At 53.4% G+C, this 17644-nt stretch carries 13 protein-coding genes, 3 tRNA genes and 3 rRNA genes; 7 read left to right on the top strand and 12 right to left on the bottom strand.

Annotation, left to right across the window (positions count from 1 at the left end):
* Window positions 1-8 precede the first annotated feature (8 nt).
* From HB664_RS07415 to HB664_RS07405, 3 genes are all read right to left on the bottom strand, one after another.
* Window positions 9-782: a class I SAM-dependent methyltransferase gene (locus HB664_RS07415; protein ID WP_143347501.1), complete on the bottom strand. Its 774-nt coding sequence runs from the start codon at window positions 780-782 to the stop codon at window positions 9-11.
* A gap of 75 nt (window positions 783-857) precedes the next feature.
* Window positions 858-1658: an endonuclease/exonuclease/phosphatase family protein gene (locus HB664_RS07410; RefSeq protein ID WP_219940813.1), complete on the bottom strand. Its 801-nt coding sequence runs from the start codon at window positions 1656-1658 to the stop codon at window positions 858-860.
* A 136-nt stretch (window positions 1659-1794) separates the two neighbouring features.
* Window positions 1795-2970, bottom strand: coding sequence for an MFS transporter (locus HB664_RS07405; RefSeq protein ID WP_219940547.1), 1176 nt, complete (start codon window positions 2968-2970; stop codon window positions 1795-1797).
* Window positions 2971-3074: 104 nt separating this feature from the next.
* Between HB664_RS07405 and yafC the strand changes: the two genes are divergently transcribed.
* Window positions 3075-3980: a DNA-binding transcriptional regulator YafC gene (gene yafC, locus HB664_RS07400; protein ID WP_219940546.1), complete on the top strand. Its 906-nt coding sequence runs from the start codon at window positions 3075-3077 to the stop codon at window positions 3978-3980.
* 29 nt (window positions 3981-4009) lie between these two features.
* On the opposite strand, the gene dkgB is transcribed toward yafC, so the two are convergent.
* From dkgB to gmhB, 8 genes are all read right to left on the bottom strand, one after another.
* On the bottom strand, window positions 4010-4813 hold the full coding sequence (dkgB, locus tag HB664_RS07395; protein WP_219940545.1) for a 2,5-didehydrogluconate reductase DkgB: 804 nt from the start codon (window positions 4811-4813) through the stop codon (window positions 4010-4012).
* Between the two features lie 160 nt (window positions 4814-4973).
* A tRNA-Asp gene (locus HB664_RS07390) sits at window positions 4974-5050 on the bottom strand.
* A gap of 55 nt (window positions 5051-5105) precedes the next feature.
* Window positions 5106-5221: ribosomal RNA gene (rrf, locus tag HB664_RS07385) — 5S ribosomal RNA — on the bottom strand.
* Between the two features lie 69 nt (window positions 5222-5290).
* Window positions 5291-8193 (bottom strand): 23S ribosomal RNA (locus tag HB664_RS07380).
* Window positions 8194-8373: 180 nt separating this feature from the next.
* Window positions 8374-8449 (bottom strand) — tRNA-Ala (locus HB664_RS07375).
* 42 nt (window positions 8450-8491) lie between these two features.
* Window positions 8492-8568 (bottom strand) — tRNA-Ile (locus HB664_RS07370).
* A gap of 69 nt (window positions 8569-8637) precedes the next feature.
* Window positions 8638-10178, bottom strand: a 16S ribosomal RNA gene (locus HB664_RS07365).
* The 16S, 23S and 5S rRNA genes sit together here with 3 tRNA genes alongside, the layout of an rRNA operon.
* Window positions 10179-10545: 367 nt before the next feature.
* Window positions 10546-11112 (bottom strand): D-glycero-beta-D-manno-heptose 1,7-bisphosphate 7-phosphatase, encoded by a 567-nt coding sequence (gmhB, locus tag HB664_RS07360; protein ID WP_048974968.1) that lies wholly within the window; start codon window positions 11110-11112, stop codon window positions 10546-10548.
* 188 nt (window positions 11113-11300) lie between these two features.
* Here gmhB and metN point away from each other — a divergent pair, with 188 nt between their 5' ends.
* The 6 genes from metN to proS all read left to right on the top strand — a co-directional run bounded on the left by metN (window position 11301) and on the right by proS (window position 16880).
* Window positions 11301-12332: a methionine ABC transporter ATP-binding protein MetN gene (gene metN / locus HB664_RS07355; protein WP_219940544.1), complete on the top strand. Its 1032-nt coding sequence runs from the start codon at window positions 11301-11303 to the stop codon at window positions 12330-12332.
* A complete protein-coding gene (locus tag HB664_RS07350) occupies window positions 12325-12978 on the top strand; it encodes a methionine ABC transporter permease MetI (RefSeq protein ID WP_014168730.1) in 654 nt (217 codons plus the stop codon). The genes metN and HB664_RS07350 overlap by 8 nt, the downstream gene beginning before the upstream one ends.
* 40 nt (window positions 12979-13018) lie before the next feature.
* Window positions 13019-13834, top strand: a complete 816-nt coding sequence (gene metQ, locus HB664_RS07345; protein WP_014168729.1) for a methionine ABC transporter substrate-binding lipoprotein MetQ — start codon at window positions 13019-13021, stop codon at window positions 13832-13834.
* Window positions 13835-13940: 106 nt separating this feature from the next.
* Entirely contained in the window at window positions 13941-14345 is a 405-nt protein-coding gene (gene rcsF / locus HB664_RS07340) for an Rcs stress response system protein RcsF (RefSeq protein WP_008501883.1), read from the top strand.
* Window positions 14342-15049 (top strand): tRNA (N6-threonylcarbamoyladenosine(37)-N6)-methyltransferase TrmO, encoded by a 708-nt coding sequence (gene tsaA / locus HB664_RS07335; RefSeq protein WP_033144682.1) that lies wholly within the window; start codon window positions 14342-14344, stop codon window positions 15047-15049. Before rcsF ends, tsaA begins: the two co-directional genes overlap by 4 nt.
* A gap of 112 nt (window positions 15050-15161) precedes the next feature.
* Window positions 15162-16880, top strand: coding sequence for a proline--tRNA ligase (gene proS / locus HB664_RS07330; RefSeq protein ID WP_211438420.1), 1719 nt, complete (start codon window positions 15162-15164; stop codon window positions 16878-16880).
* 47 nt (window positions 16881-16927) lie between these two features.
* Here proS and nlpE read toward each other — a convergent pair whose 3' ends face one another.
* Window positions 16928-17626, bottom strand: coding sequence for an envelope stress response activation lipoprotein NlpE (nlpE, locus tag HB664_RS07325; RefSeq protein WP_039260572.1), 699 nt, complete (start codon window positions 17624-17626; stop codon window positions 16928-16930).
* Window positions 17627-17644: the final 18 nt, after the last annotated feature.

Raw genomic sequence — 17644 nt, 5'->3', positions numbered from 1 at the left:
TTTTTTGTTTATTCCGCTTTTTGCGCTTCAGCCATGATGGTATCGCTGGTAAACGAGCCATCGTCCTGCAGTTCAAAGTACGCCTTTACCTCAGCGGACGCACTCTCCTGATACAGTCTGATCGCCTGGCTCAATGCTTCCGGGGTGCGCATACGCGCGATCCAGGAGCTGAACTCCAGCGGTAAACGATCGGTAATCAACGCGCGCGCGATCAGCCCCGCTTCAGTGATAAGCGACAACCACTCTCCGCTGGCGTAATTTTGCACGTGCGAGGTATCGCGCAGCGCTTCTACCGTCTGCAGCCAGATATTGCGCACCGGGTGTCCGGGAGACATCACATCCATAATGATGAAGGTGCCGCCCGGCTTCAGAACACGTTTGACCTCGCGTAATGCCTGGCCGACATCGTGCCAGTGGTGCGCGGAATAACGGCTGATCACCACCTCAAACGACGCATCATCGAACGGTAAGGATTCGGCATAGCCCTGTTGCGTATCGATGTTGTCCAGTCCCTTCGCTTTTGCCGCCCCGGCAACGACGTCCAGCATCTGGCTGGATAAGTCATACGCGGTAACGTGCGCGACCTGCTGCGCAGCCGTATAGCTGGCATGCCCTGCCCCGCAGCCTAAATCCAGCACGTGCGCCTGCGGGAACGCCGCCAGACGTTCACCGAGACGCACCAGATCGCGGCCAGAAGCATGCACGGCACTGCTCAGATAGGCACTTGCCTGAGAACCAAACTGTTTTTCTACGTTGTCATGATGGGAGCGTGTTGTTGTCATCGTACTGTCCTTTGTGAGTGAAAAATAAAGGGCAGCACCCGCACAGGCCTGCCCCACGGCAGACCTGACACACCATTATTTATCAGGTTTGCCGGGACTGAATTCGACTAGTAGAGGGTTATGATCCGAGGCGCGCGTCACCAGAACCGAGGCGTCGTGCACGCTCAAACCACGATAGAAGACAAAATCGAGAGGACGACCAAAGGCTTTTTTGCGCTGGTCATCGCTAAAACGAACTTCACGCAGCGACATTTCGCGCGCAAAGCGATACAGCGCATTCATGCGCGGACGACTCCAGGCATTGAAATCGCCGGCCATAATGATGGGCCCGCTGTGATGGGCAATCTGATCGCCGATCGGAAGTAACTGCTTACTGTAGACATCCACGCCCAGACTGAAATTTACCGCATGGATATTCACGACCATCAGCATTCGGGTATCCGGCAGCGGATAGACCGTCACCAGCGCCGATTTTGCCAGACGCAGGATAGGTTCACGTTCGCGCAGTGGACAACAATAGACCGGATGTGCTGCTGAAAGCGTCATCACACCTGAGGGGTGTTGTGGCAGGACAAACGCAGGCACCTGGTCGGCGGCAAGATAGTTCGTGGTGGCAAAGCGTACCAGTTCAGGGGTGGTTTGTGCCTCCTGGAGCAGAACCAGGTGGGCATCTTTTCCAAAATTCTTGAGTACCGATAACCATTCGGCACGCTGCTGCTTAAAGATATTCCACACCAGTACACGGATTTTCTCATCGCTGCTTAACGGTGTGCCGGCGGGTAATGCCTGGCTTATGCTCGCAAATGACCCCCGAGGCAAGATCATCTCCGCGGGCATTCCGGCAACATAACGCATGGCATAGGTATTTTTTCGCACTTTTGGAAACAGCCTCTGTAACATGAACCAGCCCGGAAAACGGACTGGTTCTAATGTTATAGGGACTTTAGGTCATACTTTCAACGCAATTTCTGAGAAACCGCTTTCCAGTTTTGTAAGCAAGCACTTACTGATGTTAACCCAGCGCGTCCCTGGCTGGCTTATCGAGACGTCCACTCAGTCCAATCAGCAGGAAGGCGACCAGGACAATCACCGCGCCAATCCACGGGGTCTGGGCTAATCCAACATGCGCTACGGTTTGCCCGCCAATGATGGAGCCCAGCGCAATGCCGATATTAAATGCGGCAATGTTCAGACCGGACGCCACATCCACGGCATTTGGCGTATAGAGCTCGGCTTTCTGGACAACGTAAACCTGAAGCCCGGGGACATTACCAAAGGCAAAGATCCCCATGACCAGCACAGTGACCAGCGCGGCGTAGTGTACCGAAGCCGTGAACTGGAAAATCATCAGCAGAACCACCAGGGCGGCGAAGATGAATTTCAGCGCCGGTACCGCACCATGCTTATCTGCAAGCTTGCCGCCCCAGATATTGCCAATGGCAACGGAAATACCGTATCCCAGCAAAATCCAGCTCACGGCATTGGGTGAAAAGCCTGCCAGATCCTGCATCATCGGCGCCAGGAAGGTGAAAGCCGTGAATACGCCGCCATAGCCCAATGCAGTTACCGCGTAGATAATCAGCAAACGCGGATGCGTGAGCACTTTCAGCTGATCGCGCAGGCTGGCGCTCGCCCGGCCTGGGATATTCGACGGTACCAGCAGCAGGCTGGTCACCAGGGCGATGGCACCCAGTAAGGAGACGGCCAGGAACGTTTCACGCCAGCCGAAGTGTTGTCCGATAAACGTTCCCAGCGGTACGCCCGTAACGAGTGCGACGGTCAGTCCACCAAACATGATCGCAATCGCTGAAGCCGCTTTCTCTTTGGGCACCAGGCTGGTTGCAATGGTGGAACCAATCGAGAAGAACACGCCGTGTGCAAGGCCGGTTAACAGACGGGCAATCACCAACGTGGTGTAGTCCGGCGCCTGCCAGGCCAGAACGTTGCCGGCGGTGAACAGCACCATCAGCGCGACTAACAGCTGCTTACGCGGAAAACGTCCCGTCAGGGCCGTCAGCACTGGCGCACCGACGGCGACGCCCAGGGCGTAGATTGATACCAGCAACCCCGCAGAGGGCAACGAGATCGCAAGCTGGTTAGCAATAGTGGGAACCAGACCCACGATAACAAATTCGGTCGTGCCAATTGCGAAGGCACTGATCGTCAGGGCAAGTAGCGCCAGTGGCATAAAATACTCCATATCATCAGGATTAAGATGACAGGCAGTATGCGCCAGTGCTTAAATAACAAAAATGGTCAAAATATCAATAGAATTTTGCAGGTGGTGCAAAAATGAAAGCAACATCGGAAGAGCTGACAATCTTTGTCGCCGTCGTTGAAAGCGGCAGCTTTAGCCGCGCGGCCGAACAGCTGGGTCAGGCTAACTCAGCCATCAGCCGTTCGGTGAAAAAACTGGAGATGAAGCTTGGAGTGAGTCTACTCAACCGAACGACGCGGCAGCTGAGCCTGACGGAAGAAGGTGAACGTTACTTCCGCCGCGTGCAGTCGGTACTGCAGGAGATGGCCGCAGCGGAGACGGAGATTATGGAGACCCGCAGCACGCCGCGTGGGTTGCTGCGCATTGATGCAGCCACGCCGGTGGTACTTCACTTTCTGATGCCGCTGATCAAACCTTTCCGCGAACGCTATCCGGAGATGACGCTTTCTCTGGTCTCCTCAGAGACGTTTATCAACCTCATCGAGCGTAAAGTGGATGTGGCGATCCGGGCGGGAACCCTGACAGATTCAAGCTTGCGTGCCCGCCCTCTGTTTGCCAGCTACCGCAAAATTATCACATCGCCAGAGTATATTGCCGAACATGGTAAACCGGAGACGGTTGAAGAACTGAAGCAGCATCTGTGCCTTGGCTTTACGGAGCCGGTGTCGCTGAACACCTGGCCTGTTGCCTGCCATGATGGTCAACTTTATGAAATTACCTGCGGATTATCGTCTAACAGCGGAGAGACGCTGAAACAGCTGTGCCTGGAAGGGAACGGGATCGCCTGTTTATCAGACTATATGATTGATAAGGAGTTAGCGCGGGGTGAACTGGTGGAGCTGATGGCCGACAAACGTCTGCCGGTCGAAATGCCTTTTAGCGCGGTGTATTACAGTGACAGAGCGGTGAGTACGCGCATTCGTGCCTTTATTGACTTCCTGAGTGAACATATAAAAACAGCCCCCGGAGGAGCTGTGTGAGGGTTCAGGTTACAGAGGGTGGGTCAAACTTAATCCCAGTCAGGAGCTAAGCCTTCCGGGCTTACCAGGCGATCGTTGCACTCCAGCGCTGCGATCGCTTTTTTATCGTCTGCATCCAGATGAAGATCCGTTGCTAACAGGTTGCTGGTCAGGTTTTCACGCTTAGTTGATGATGGGATCACGGCATAACCTTCACCCATTGCCCATGCCAGAATGACCTGCGCAGCAGTCGCGTTATGTTTCTCTGCGATACGCGTAATCACTTCATCTTTCAGCGCCTTACCGTAGGCCAGCGTCATGTATGAGGTGATGTGGATCCCGTGCTGTTTTGCCCATTCCACGACTTTGCGGTTTTGCAGGTATGGCGACAGCTCAATCTGGTTGGTTGCAATATTTTCTGCACCAACAGCAGCAATGGCTTTTTCCATCAGCGGAATGGTGAAGTTGGAGATCCCGATTTCGCGGGTTAAGCCCTGCTTTTTCGCTTCCAGCAATGCCTGCATGAATTCTTCTACTGAGACGGTATCATTCGGTGATGGCCAGTGGATCAGCGTCAGATCTACGTAGTCAGTACGCAGTTTTTTCAGGCTCTCTTTCAGGCTTGGGATCAGCTTATCTTTGCTGAGATTCTCAATCCAGATTTTCGTGGTGATAAACAGTTCATTACGCGGTACACCACTCTCTTCGAGAGCTTGTCCAACGGCAGCTTCGTTTTCATAGATCTGTGCCGTATCAACTGCACGATAGCCCAGTTCGAGTGCGGTTTTAACCGATGCGATAACAACGTCGTCTTTCAGGCGGAAAGTGCCCAGACCAAATGCAGGGAGAGTCATACTATTCCTCAATCATTATGTTCGTAAACTGAGGAAGATTATCGCTGGCGTTGTTATAGAGAAAAAGATCGCAAAACGCAGAGGATTTTTGCTAATTTCGCAATAATTAAACGTCAGATAAGAAAAAAGCCCTGAGCGTGAGCTCAGGGCTTTTAATAAGTGGCGGAACGGACGGGACTCGAACCCGCGACCCCCTGCGTGACAGGCAGGTATTCTAACCGACTGAACTACCGCTCCACCGAAGACTGCTGTAACCACCGGATTTATGCACCGGCTTACTACTTAATTTGATGCCTGGCAGTTCCCTACTCTCACATGGGGAGACCCCACACTACCATCGGCGCTACGGCGTTTCACTTCTGAGTTCGGCATGGGGTCAGGTGGGACCACCGCGCTAAAGCCGCCAGGCAAATTCTGTTAATCTGTATCAGAGCTGAAAATCGATTGTCTCATCCGCCGAAACAGCTTCGGCGTTGTAAGGTTAAGCCTCACGGTTCATTAGTATCGGTTAGCTCAACGCATCGCTGCGCTTACACACCCGACCTATCAACGTCGTAGTCTTCAACGTTCCTTCAGGACCCTTAAAGGGTCAGGGAGAACTCATCTCGGGGCAAGTTTCGTGCTTAGATGCTTTCAGCACTTATCTTTTCCGCATTTAGCTACCGGGCAGTGCCATTGGCATGACAACCCGAACACCAGTGATGCGTCCACTCCGGTCCTCTCGTACTAGGAGCAGCCCCCTCAATTCTCCAGCGCCCACGGCAGATAGGGACCGAACTGTCTCACGACGTTCTAAACCCAGCTCGCGTACCACTTTAAATGGCGAACAGCCATACCCTTGGGACCTACTTCAGCCCCAGGATGTGATGAGCCGACATCGAGGTGCCAAACACCGCCGTCGATATGAACTCTTGGGCGGTATCAGCCTGTTATCCCCGGAGTACCTTTTATCCGTTGAGCGATGGCCCTTCCATTCAGAACCACCGGATCACTATGACCTGCTTTCGCACCTGCTCGAGCCGTCACTCTCGCAGTCAAGCTAGCTTATGCCATTGCACTAACCTCCTGATGTCCGACCAGGATTAGCTAACCTTCGTGCTCCTCCGTTACTCTTTGGGAGGAGACCGCCCCAGTCAAACTACCCACCAGACACTGTCCGCAACCCGGATTACGGGTCTACGTTAGAACACCAGCCATTAAAGGGTGGTATTTCAAGGATGGCTCCACGCAGACTGGCGTCCACGCTTCAAAGCCTCCCACCTATCCTACACATCAAGGACCAGTGTTCAGTGTCAAGCTATAGTAAAGGTTCACGGGGTCTTTCCGTCTTGCCGCGGGTACACTGCATCTTCACAGCGAGTTCAATTTCACTGAGTCTCGGGTGGAGACAGCCTGGCCATCATTACGCCATTCGTGCAGGTCGGAACTTACCCGACAAGGAATTTCGCTACCTTAGGACCGTTATAGTTACGGCCGCCGTTTACCGGGGCTTCGATCAAGAGCTTCGCGTTGCCGCTAACCCCATCAATTAACCTTCCGGCACCGGGCAGGCGTCACACCGTATACGTCCACTTTCGTGTTTGCACAGTGCTGTGTTTTTAATAAACAGTTGCAGCCAGCTGGTATCTTCGACTGATTTCAGCTCCACCCGCAGGGGCTTCACCTACATATCAGCGTGCCTTCTCCCGAAGTTACGGCACCATTTTGCCTAGTTCCTTCACCCGAGTTCTCTCAAGCGCCTTGGTATTCTCTACCTGACCACCTGTGTCGGTTTGGGGTACGATTTGATGTTACCTGATGCTTAGAGGCTTTTCCTGGAAGCAGGGCATTTGTTACTTCAGCACCGTAGTGCCTCGTCATCACACCTCAGCGTTAATAAACGACCGGATTTACCTAATCGTTCCGCCTACATGCTTAAACCGGGACAACCGTCGCCCGGCTAACATAGCCTTCTCCGTCCCCCTTCGCAGTAACACCAAGTACAGGAATATTAACCTGTTTCCCATCGACTACGCCTTTCGGCCTCGCCTTAGGGGTCGACTCACCCTGCCCCGATTAACGTTGGACAGGAACCCTTGGTCTTCCGGCGAGCGGGCTTTTCACCCGCTTTATCGTTACTTATGTCAGCATTCGCACTTCTGATACCTCCAGCATGCCTCACAGCACACCTTCAACGGCTTACAGAACGCTCCCCTACCCAACAACGCCTAAGCGTCGCTGCCGCAGCTTCGGTGCATGGTTTAGCCCCGTTACATCTTCCGCGCAGGCCGACTCGACCAGTGAGCTATTACGCTTTCTTTAAATGATGGCTGCTTCTAAGCCAACATCCTGGCTGTCTGTGCCTTCCCACATCGTTTCCCACTTAACCATGACTTTGGGACCTTAGCTGGCGGTCTGGGTTGTTTCCCTCTTCACGACGGACGTTAGCACCCGCCGTGTGTCTCCCGTGATAACATTCTTCGGTATTCGTAGTTTGCATCGGGTTGGTAAGCCGGGATGGCCCCCTAGCCGAAACAGTGCTCTACCCCCGAAGATGAGTTCACGAGGCGCTACCTAAATAGCTTTCGGGGAGAACCAGCTATCTCCCGGTTTGATTGGCCTTTCACCCCCAGCCACAAGTCATCCGCTAATTTTTCAACATTAGTCGGTTCGGTCCTCCAGTTAGTGTTACCCAACCTTCAACCTGCCCATGGCTAGATCACCGGGTTTCGGGTCTATACCCTGCAACTTAACGCCCAGTTAAGACTCGGTTTCCCTTCGGCTCCCCTATACGGTTAACCTTGCTACAGAATATAAGTCGCTGACCCATTATACAAAAGGTACGCAGTCACACCACAAGGGTGCTCCCACTGCTTGTACGTACACGGTTTCAGGTTCTTTTTCACTCCCCTCGCCGGGGTTCTTTTCGCCTTTCCCTCACGGTACTGGTTCACTATCGGTCAGTCAGGAGTATTTAGCCTTGGAGGATGGTCCCCCATATTCAGACAGGATACCACGTGTCCCGCCCTACTCTTCGAGTTCACAGCCTGTGTGCTTTCGTGTACGGGACTGTCACCCTGTACCGTGCGACTTTCCAGACGCTTCCACTAACACACAAGCTGATTCAGACTCTGGGCTGCTCCCCGTTCGCTCGCCGCTACTGGGGGAATCTCGGTTGATTTCTTTTCCTCGGGGTACTTAGATGTTTCAGTTCCCCCGGTTCGCCTCGTTAACCTATGTATTCAGTTAACGATAGTGTGACGAATCACACTGGGTTTCCCCATTCGGACATCGCCGGGTCAAAGGTTCATATCACCTCGCCGGCGCTTTTCGCAGATTAGCACGTCCTTCATCGCCTCTGACTGCCAGGGCATCCACCGTGTACGCTTAGTCGCTTAACCTCACAACCCGAAGATGTTTCTTTCGATTCACCATCGACTTGCGAAAATTTGAGAGACTCGAACACACCATTAAGATGTGTCGTTTCAATTTTCAGCTTGATCCAGATTTTTAAAGAGCAAAACTTCGCAGTGCACCTTTTCAGGTTCACTCTGAAGTTTTCTTGTGTTCGCAGTAAAAGATGGTGGAGCTATGCGGGATCGAACCGCAGACCTCCTGCGTGCAAAGCAGGCGCTCTCCCAGCTGAGCTATAGCCCCATCGTTTGCAATCTCTGTACCGCTCATCCTTTAAAAGGAGTTTGGTAGGCCTGAGTGGACTTGAACCACCGACCTCACCCTTATCAGGGGTGCGCTCTAACCACCTGAGCTACAAGCCTGCAGAGATTTTTACTGCTGTTTTTCATCAGACAATCTGTGTGAGCACTACAAAGGCAGGTTCTTTAAGGTAAGGAGGTGATCCAACCGCAGGTTCCCCTACGGTTACCTTGTTACGACTTCACCCCAGTCATGAATCACAAAGTGGTAAGCGCCCTCCCGAAGGTTAAGCTACCTACTTCTTTTGCAACCCACTCCCATGGTGTGACGGGCGGTGTGTACAAGGCCCGGGAACGTATTCACCGTAGCATTCTGATCTACGATTACTAGCGATTCCGACTTCATGGAGTCGAGTTGCAGACTCCAATCCGGACTACGACGCACTTTATGAGGTCCGCTTGCTCTCGCGAGGTCGCTTCTCTTTGTATGCGCCATTGTAGCACGTGTGTAGCCCTACTCGTAAGGGCCATGATGACTTGACGTCATCCCCACCTTCCTCCAGTTTATCACTGGCAGTCTCCTTTGAGTTCCCGGCCTAACCGCTGGCAACAAAGGATAAGGGTTGCGCTCGTTGCGGGACTTAACCCAACATTTCACAACACGAGCTGACGACAGCCATGCAGCACCTGTCTCAGAGTTCCCGAAGGCACCAAAGCATCTCTGCTAAGTTCTCTGGATGTCAAGAGTAGGTAAGGTTCTTCGCGTTGCATCGAATTAAACCACATGCTCCACCGCTTGTGCGGGCCCCCGTCAATTCATTTGAGTTTTAACCTTGCGGCCGTACTCCCCAGGCGGTCGACTTAACGCGTTAGCTCCGGAAGCCACGCCTCAAGGGCACAACCTCCAAGTCGACATCGTTTACGGCGTGGACTACCAGGGTATCTAATCCTGTTTGCTCCCCACGCTTTCGCACCTGAGCGTCAGTCTTTGTCCAGGGGGCCGCCTTCGCCACCGGTATTCCTCCAGATCTCTACGCATTTCACCGCTACACCTGGAATTCTACCCCCTCTACAAGACTCTAGCCTGCCAGTTTCGAATGCAGTTCCCAGGTTGAGCCCGGGGATTTCACATCCGACTTGACAGACCGCCTGCGTGCGCTTTACGCCCAGTAATTCCGATTAACGCTTGCACCCTCCGTATTACCGCGGCTGCTGGCACGGAGTTAGCCGGTGCTTCTTCTGCGGGTAACGTCAATTGCTGAGGTTATTAGCCTCAACACCTTCCTCCCCGCTGAAAGTACTTTACAACCCGAAGGCCTTCTTCATACACGCGGCATGGCTGCATCAGGCTTGCGCCCATTGTGCAATATTCCCCACTGCTGCCTCCCGTAGGAGTCTGGACCGTGTCTCAGTTCCAGTGTGGCTGGTCATCCTCTCAGACCAGCTAGGGATCGTCGCCTAGGTGAGCCGTTACCCCACCTACTAGCTAATCCCATCTGGGCACATCTGATGGCAAGAGGCCCGAAGGTCCCCCTCTTTGGTCTTGCGACATTATGCGGTATTAGCTACCGTTTCCAGTAGTTATCCCCCTCCATCAGGCAGTTTCCCAGACATTACTCACCCGTCCGCCGCTCGCCGGCAAAGTAGCAAGCTACTTTCCGCTGCCGCTCGACTTGCATGTGTTAGGCCTGCCGCCAGCGTTCAATCTGAGCCATGATCAAACTCTTCAATTTAAGTTTGATGCTCGTGAATTAAACTTCGTAATGAATTACGTATGTTCACTCAGAGACTTGGTATTCATTTTTCGTCTTGCGACGTTAAGAATCCATGTCACTTTGAGTGCCCACACAGATTGTCTGATAAATTGTTAAAGAGCAGTGCAACGCGGCTTTCGCTCACCGTTGCGAGGTGGCGTATATTACGCTTTCCTCTTTCAGAGTCAACCCGTTATTTCAGAATTTTTCTCTTCAACCGACCGCGTTGTCTGTGAAGTGATTCACATCCGCCGTGTCGATGGAGGCGCATTATAGGGGGCCGCCGAGGAATGACAAGCGGAAAAATGCATTTTTATTTCAACCGCTCACCTTTTCACCAAAAAGGCTATTTTTGGTGCTTTTTAATCTCTTTTGGCAGGTCGGCCAGACTATTAATCACCCAATCCGCTGCATTTTCTGCTTCTGGCGTCACTGGCTTACCGGTGCGAACTAATATTTTGGTTCCTACACCCGCTGCCGCTGCCGCCTGCATATCTTCCAGTTTATCGCCCACCATATAAGAAGCAGACATATCAATGTGCAGGAACTCCTGTGCAGAGATGAACATCCCCGGATGCGGCTTACGGCAGTCACAGGTCTGGCGATACGCATCAACGGTTCCCTGCGGGTGGTGCGGACAATAGTAGATGCCGTCGAGATCCACACCGCGGTCGGCCAGCGACCAGTCCATCCATTCCGTCAGCGTCTCGAACTGCGCCTCGGTGAATTTACCGCGTGCAATACCGGACTGGTTCGTCACAACCACCAGCGCATAACCCATCTCTTTCAGCTGGCGCATGGCATCTATTACGCCCTCGATAAACTCGAACTCATCAATCTCATGAACATAACCGTGATCCACATTAATAGTGCCATCACGATCGAGAAAAATTGCGGGTACTGATTTTGCCACCGGTTTGCTCCTGAAAAAGGCATGTTCGACTAGTATCTCATGAATCGCAGCGCAATAAAGTGCTCATCGTACAGAGTTGGATTGATTTAGACGTCTGGATGCCTTAACATCCGTTTTGTTTACGGTCATCACCCGTATCTGGCAGAAGAAAATGCCACGGCTAACTTACATACGATAAAAATAATCTAATGATTAAACTTTCCAATATCACCAAAGTGTTCCAGCAGGGGAACCGAACCATTCAGGCGCTGAACAACGTCAGCCTGCATGTTCCTGCTGGTCAAATTTATGGCGTCATTGGCGCATCGGGTGCAGGTAAAAGCACGCTGATTCGTTGTGTTAACCTGCTTGAGCGCCCAACCCAGGGCAGCGTAGAAGTTGGCGGCCAGGAACTTACCGCCCTCTCAGAGAAAGAACTCACCAAAGCGCGTCGTCAGATTGGCATGATCTTCCAGCACTTTAACCTGCTGGCTTCCCGCACCGTATTCGGCAACGTTGCCCTGCCGCTTGAGCTGGATAACACGCCAAAAGAAGAAGTGAATCGTCGCGTCACCGAACTGCTCGATCTCGTGGGTCTGGGCGACAAGCATGATAGCTACCCGGCAAATCTGTCCGGTGGGCAAAAGCAGCGTGTGGCCATTGCCCGCGCGCTGGCAAGCAATCCTAAGGTACTGCTGTGTGATGAAGCCACCAGCGCACTGGATCCGGCAACCACGCGTTCGATTCTGGAACTGCTGAAAGACATTAACCGTCGCCTGGGCCTGACGATCCTCCTTATTACACATGAGATGGACGTGGTGAAACGCATCTGCGACTGCGTGGCGGTCATCAGCAACGGTGAACTGATCGAGCAGGACACGGTAAGTGAAGTGTTCTCGCATCCGAAGACGCCGCTGGCACAGCAGTTCATCCAGTCCACGCTGCATCTGGATATTCCGGAAGATTATCTGGAGCGTTTGAAAACCGAACCCGCAGCAGACAGCGTCCCGATGCTGCGCATGGAGTTCACCGGTCAGTCCGTTGACGCTCCCCTGCTTTCCGAAACCGCGCGTCGCTTTAACGTGAACAACAACATTATCAGCGCGCAGATGGATTACGCCGGTGGCGTGAAGTTCGGCATCATGCTGACAGAAATGCACGGCACACAAGAAGAAACCCAGGCCGCGATTGCCTGGCTGCAAGAACACCACGTAAAAGTAGAGGTACTGGGTTATGTCTGAGCCGATGATGTGGCTGCTGGTTCGCGGCGTTTGGGAAACGCTGGCAATGACCTTTGTCTCTGGCTTCTTTGGTTTTGTGATTGGCCTGCCGGTCGGCGTACTGCTGTACGTGACGCGTCCGGGTCAAATCATTGAGAACGCGAAACTGTACCGTACGCTCTCAGCGCTGGTGAACATCTTCCGTTCTATTCCCTTCATTATTCTGCTGGTGTGGATGATTCCATTTACCCGCGTGATCGTCGGAACGTCTATCGGTCTGCAGGCGGCCATTGTTCCGCTGACCGTGGGGGCTGCGCCGTTTATCGCCCGTATGGTGGAAAACGCCCTGCTGGAGATCCCAACCGGTTTGATCGAAGCCTCACGCGCGATGGGCGCAACGCCGATGCAGATCGTCCGCAAAGTCCTGCTCCCGGAAGCACTGCCAGGCCTGGTGAACGCGGCAACCATCACGCTCATCACGCTGGTCGGTTATTCCGCAATGGGTGGCGCAGTTGGCGCTGGCGGTTTAGGCCAGATTGGTTACCAGTACGGCTATATTGGATATAACGCTACCGTGATGAATACCGTTCTGGTATTGCTGGTTGTTCTGGTTTATTTAATCCAGTTCTCCGGCGATCGCATCGTCCGGACCGTTACTCACAAATAACGTTACACACAACACAAACTCTACGAGTTAAGGATAAAACATGGCGTTTAAATTAAAGACCTTTGCAGCAGTAGGCGCGCTGATCGGCTCTCTGGCACTGGTGGGTTGCGGTCAGGACGAAAAAGATCCAAACCACATCAAAGTGGGCGTTATCGTGGGTGCAGAACAACAGGTTGCTGAAGTTGCTCAGAAAGTGGCGAAAGAGAAATATGGCCTGGACGTTGAGCTCGTGACCTTCAACGATTACGTTCTGCCGAACGAAGCGCTGAGCAAAGGCGATATCGACGCTAACGCCTTCCAGCATAAGCCATACCTGGATCAGCAGATCAAAGATCGTGGCTATAAACTGGTGGGTGTTGGTAACACCTTCGTTTATCCAATTGCCGGTTACTCTAAGAAAATTAAATCGCTGGACGAGCTGCAGCCGGGTTCTCAGGTTGCCGTGCCTAACGACCCAACCAACCTTGGCCGTTCCCTGCTGCTGCTGCAGAAAGTGGGCCTGATCAAACTGAAAGACGGTGTTGGCCTGCTGCCAACCGTTCTGGATGTCACCGAGAACCCGAAAAATCTGAAAATTGTTGAACTGGAAGCACCGCAGCTGCCACGTTCTTTGGACGATGCGCAGATTGCCCTGGCCGTGATCAACACCACCTATGCCAGCCAGATTGGCCTGACGCCAGCTAAAGACGGTATCTTCGTTGAAGATAAAGACTCCCCGTACGTTAACCTGATCGTGACTCGCGAAGACAACAAGGACGCGGAAAACGTGAAGAAATTCGTTCAGGCTTATCAGTCTGATGAAGTTTACCAGGAAGCCAACAAAGTGTTTAACGGCGGCGCTGTTAAAGGCTGGTAATCTCACCTCAGTGTAATATCATCAGGACGGGCTTATGCCCGTCTTGTCATTTGTGCAGTCAACTGATTCAATATCTGACGTTTTGATTATCCATTGAGGAACTATTATGCGTGCTTTACCGATCTGTCTTTTAGCACTCATGCTGAGCGGCTGTTCTATGCTAAGCAGATCTCCCGTTGAACCTGTTCAAAGCACGGCAACCCCGCCAAAAACCGAGCCTGCAAAACCGAAAGTGGTTCGCCCTGCGCCGGTTCGCATTATCACGAAAGCAGACGAACTCGTCGGTAAACCGTTCCGTGAGCTGGGCGAAGTGAGCGGCGAATCCTGTCAGGCAACCAATCAGGACTCACCACCGAATATTCCGACAGCGCGTAAACGTATGCAGATTAATGCCGCAAAAATGAAAGCCAACGCGGTTCTGCTGCACAGCTGCGAAGTCACCAGCGGCACGCCGGGCTGCTACCGTCAGGCGGTTTGCATCGGTTCAGCGCTGAACATCACGGCGAAATGAGTGCATTTCAGTTCGAGCAGATAGGCGTTATCCACTCTCCTTATAAAGAGAAGTTCGCCGTCCCCCGCCAGCCCGGTCTGGTCACCAGCGGAAGCGGTGAGCTTCACCTGATTGCGCCTTACAATCAGGCCGATGCGGTACGCGGGCTCGAGGCTTTCAGCCATTTATGGGTGGTGTTCGTGTTTCACCAGACGATGGAAGGCGGCTGGCGGCCTACCGTGCGGCCTCCTCGTCTTGGCGGAAATGCGAGAATGGGCGTGTTTGCGACCCGCTCGACCTTCCGCCCAAACCCGATTGGAATGTCGCTGGTTGAACTGAAAGGCATACGCTGCCAGAAAGATCGGGTGATACTGGAGTTAGGTAGCCTGGACCTGGTGGACGGCACGCCGGTAATCGACATCAAACCCTATTTGCCCTTCGCCGAAGCGCTCCCGGACGCGCGTGCAAGTTATGCTCAGGACGCGCCGCAGGCGGACATGCCTGTTTATTTTACGCCAGAGATAACCGCGCAGATCGGTCAGCTGGAGAAACGCTATCCTCGCTTACGGGATTTCATCACTGAAGTTCTGGCACAGGACCCTCGTCCGGCCTACCGTAAAGAAGAGGAAGAAGGAAAAACGTACGCCGTCTGGCTGCTTGATTTCAACGTTCGCTGGCGCGTCACCGGAGCAGGTTTTGAAGTGTTTGCCCTTGAACCCAGGTAATTTTGTTCTCCTCTCTTTTGGCATCTTTGCCACACTGGTAAACTAAACCACTTTTTTTGTGTCAGGCTGGTGTTTCAGCCTGTTCCAATCGTCGAAATGGAACCGTAACAACATGCGTACTAGCCAATATCTGCTCTCCACTCTGAAGGAGACGCCTGCCGACGCCGAAGTGATCAGCCATCAGCTGATGCTGCGCGCCGGGATGATCCGCAAGCTGGCCTCCGGGTTATATACCTGGCTGCCGACCGGCGTGCGCGTCCTGAAAAAAGTCGAAAACATCGTGCGTGAAGAGATGAACAACGCCGGTGCTATCGAGGTGTCCATGCCTGTGGTTCAGCCCGCTGACCTGTGGCAGGAGAGCGGCCGTTGGGAGCAATATGGTCCTGAACTGCTGCGCTTTGTCGATCGCGGCGAGCGTCCGTTCGTTCTCGGCCCAACGCATGAAGAAGTCATTACCGACCTGATTCGTAATGAGCTGAGCTCTTACAAACAGCTGCCGCTGAACTTCTTCCAGATCCAGACCAAGTTCCGTGACGAAGTTCGCCCGCGTTTCGGCGTTATGCGCTCTCGCGAATTCCTGATGAAAGATGCTTACTCTTTCCATACCTCTCAGGAATCACTGCAAGAGACCTACGACGCAATGTACGCGGCGTACAGCAAAATCTTCTCCCGCATGGGTCTGGATTTCCGTGCTGTGCAGGCCGATACCGGCTCCATCGGCGGTAGCGCCTCCCATGAGTTCCAGGTTCTGGCGCAGAGCGGTGAAGACGATGTGATCTTCTCTGACTCTTCAGATTACGCGGCGAATATCGAATTTGCGGAAGCGCTGGCGCCAAAAGAGCCGCGCGGCGCGGCAACGCAAGAGATGACGCTGGTTGATACGCCAAACGCGAAAACCATCGCCGAGCTGGTTGAGCAGTTCAATCTGCCTGTCGAAAAAACCGTGAAAACGCTGCTGGTGAAATCCACCGAAGGCAGCGCTTATCCGCTGGTTGCCCTGCTGGTGCGTGGCGATCACGAGCTGAACGAAGTGAAAGCCGAGAAGCTGCCGCAGGTAGCCAGCCCGCTGACCTTCGCAACGGAAGCGGAAATCCGCGCCGTGGTGAATGCGGGTCCAGGTTCACTGGGTCCAGTCAATCTACCGGTGCCTGTTGTCATTGACCGCACGGTTGCGGCAATGAGCGACTTCTCCGCAGGTGCGAACATCGACGGTAAACATTACTTCGGCATCAACTGGGATCGCGACCTGGCGACGCCGGAAGTGGCTGACATCCGTAACGTGGTTGCAGGCGATCCAAGCCCGGACGGCCAGGGTACCCTGATGATTAAGCGCGGCATCGAAGTGGGTCATATCTTCCAGCTGGGTGATAAATACTCTCGCGCGCTGAACGCGGCTGTTCAGGGTGAAGATGGCCGTAACCAGATCCTGACCATGGGTTGCTACGGTATCGGGGTGACGCGCGTGGTGGCTGCGGCGATTGAGCAGAACTACGACGAACGCGGCATCGTCTGGCCGGACAATATTGCGCCGTTCCAGGTGGCCATTCTGCCAATGAACATGCACAAGTCTTACCGCGTGCAGGAGCTGGCCGAGAAGCTGTATGCCGAGCTGCGCGCTCAGGGTATCGAAGTGCTGATGGATGACCGTAAAGAGCGTCCGGGCGTGATGTTTGCCGATATGGAACTGATCGGTATCCCGCACACCGTCGTCATCGGCGACCGTAACCTCGACAGCGATGAGATTGAATACAAATACCGTCGCAGCGGCGAGAAACAGATGATCAAGACCGGCGACATTCTTGATTACCTGGTGAAAGCCATCAAAGGCTAAACAAAAAACCCCGCTCAGGCGGGGTTTTTTAATGGCTCAGCGTCGGCTTATTTACTGTTACAGTCTTTACCCGCAACAAACTTCGCGTCTTTATCTGCCACCAGCGTTTTCACCATCTCCCCGCTATCCGGGTTTGGCTCCAGCGTAAAGTGACCGTCAACCGTCAGCAGTACCGGCTTACTGTCATTGCCGCGTGCCACAGCGTAATCACGTTCAAGCTGCGCATTGTTTGCCACGCTGACCTTCCTGCCGGTTGCGCAGTCGGTAAAGATCGCCGCATCCGCCATATAGAAGTACATCCCCCGCATTGCCATCGGCGTGGCAGGCAGAGCCGCTTTTACCGGCGCCAGCGTGTAGTTGAGCTGGGATTCAATCGGGTTGCCTTCGCGGTCGAGCATCTCCATCCCCTCGCCTTTGGCGCGGAAAAAGGTTTTCTCACCGGAGGTATCCGTCAGGACCAGCTTCTCTGCCGTACGCGCCCAGGTTCCATAAGTGGCAAAAGAAGAAGGCTCTTTAGCGCCCTGATAGCGCTGATTCATCACCCAGGTGCCATCTTTTTGCAGGAACAGAGACGTTTCAATGCCTTCACAGTCCGCGCAAGGCAATACGCCGCGCCAGCTTTGCTGCATCGGTTTTAATTCTTCCGTTTGCGTGGGTTGTAAAACCTGCGTTTCGGAGCGGTTGTTACACCCAAAAAGCGCAAACAGCGTACTCACTGCCAGCGCTGACCATAATGCTTTTTTCACAATGAATTCCTTATGAAA

It is taken from the genome of Enterobacter sp. DNB-S2, assembly GCF_019443845.1.
In the GTDB taxonomy this organism is placed as follows: Bacteria; Pseudomonadota; Gammaproteobacteria; order Enterobacterales; family Enterobacteriaceae; genus Enterobacter; species Enterobacter asburiae_B.
The sequence above is the reverse complement of the archived record's forward strand: the minus strand, read 5'-3'. Positions and strand labels throughout refer to the sequence as shown.

Bases quoted from the DNA above. Each gene is read 5' to 3' on its own strand.
- HB664_RS07415 (WP_143347501.1), bottom strand. From the start codon at position 782: ATGACAACAACACGCTCCCATCATGACAACGTAGAAAAACAGTTTGGT.
- HB664_RS07405 (WP_219940547.1), bottom strand. From the start codon at position 2,970: ATGCCACTGGCGCTACTTGCCCTGACGATCAGTGCCTTCGCAATTGGC.
- yafC (WP_219940546.1), top strand. From the start codon at position 3,075: ATGAAAGCAACATCGGAAGAGCTGACAATCTTTGTCGCCGTCGTTGAA.
- dkgB (WP_219940545.1), bottom strand. From the start codon at position 4,813: ATGACTCTCCCTGCATTTGGTCTGGGCACTTTCCGCCTGAAAGACGAC.
- metN (WP_219940544.1), top strand. From the start codon at position 11,301: ATGATTAAACTTTCCAATATCACCAAAGTGTTCCAGCAGGGGAACCGA.
- HB664_RS07350 (WP_014168730.1), top strand. From the start codon at position 12,325: ATGTCTGAGCCGATGATGTGGCTGCTGGTTCGCGGCGTTTGGGAAACG.
- metQ (WP_014168729.1), top strand. From the start codon at position 13,019: ATGGCGTTTAAATTAAAGACCTTTGCAGCAGTAGGCGCGCTGATCGGC.
- rcsF (WP_008501883.1), top strand. From the start codon at position 13,941: ATGCGTGCTTTACCGATCTGTCTTTTAGCACTCATGCTGAGCGGCTGT.
- tsaA (WP_033144682.1), top strand. From the start codon at position 14,342: ATGAGTGCATTTCAGTTCGAGCAGATAGGCGTTATCCACTCTCCTTAT.
- proS (WP_211438420.1), top strand. From the start codon at position 15,162: ATGCGTACTAGCCAATATCTGCTCTCCACTCTGAAGGAGACGCCTGCC.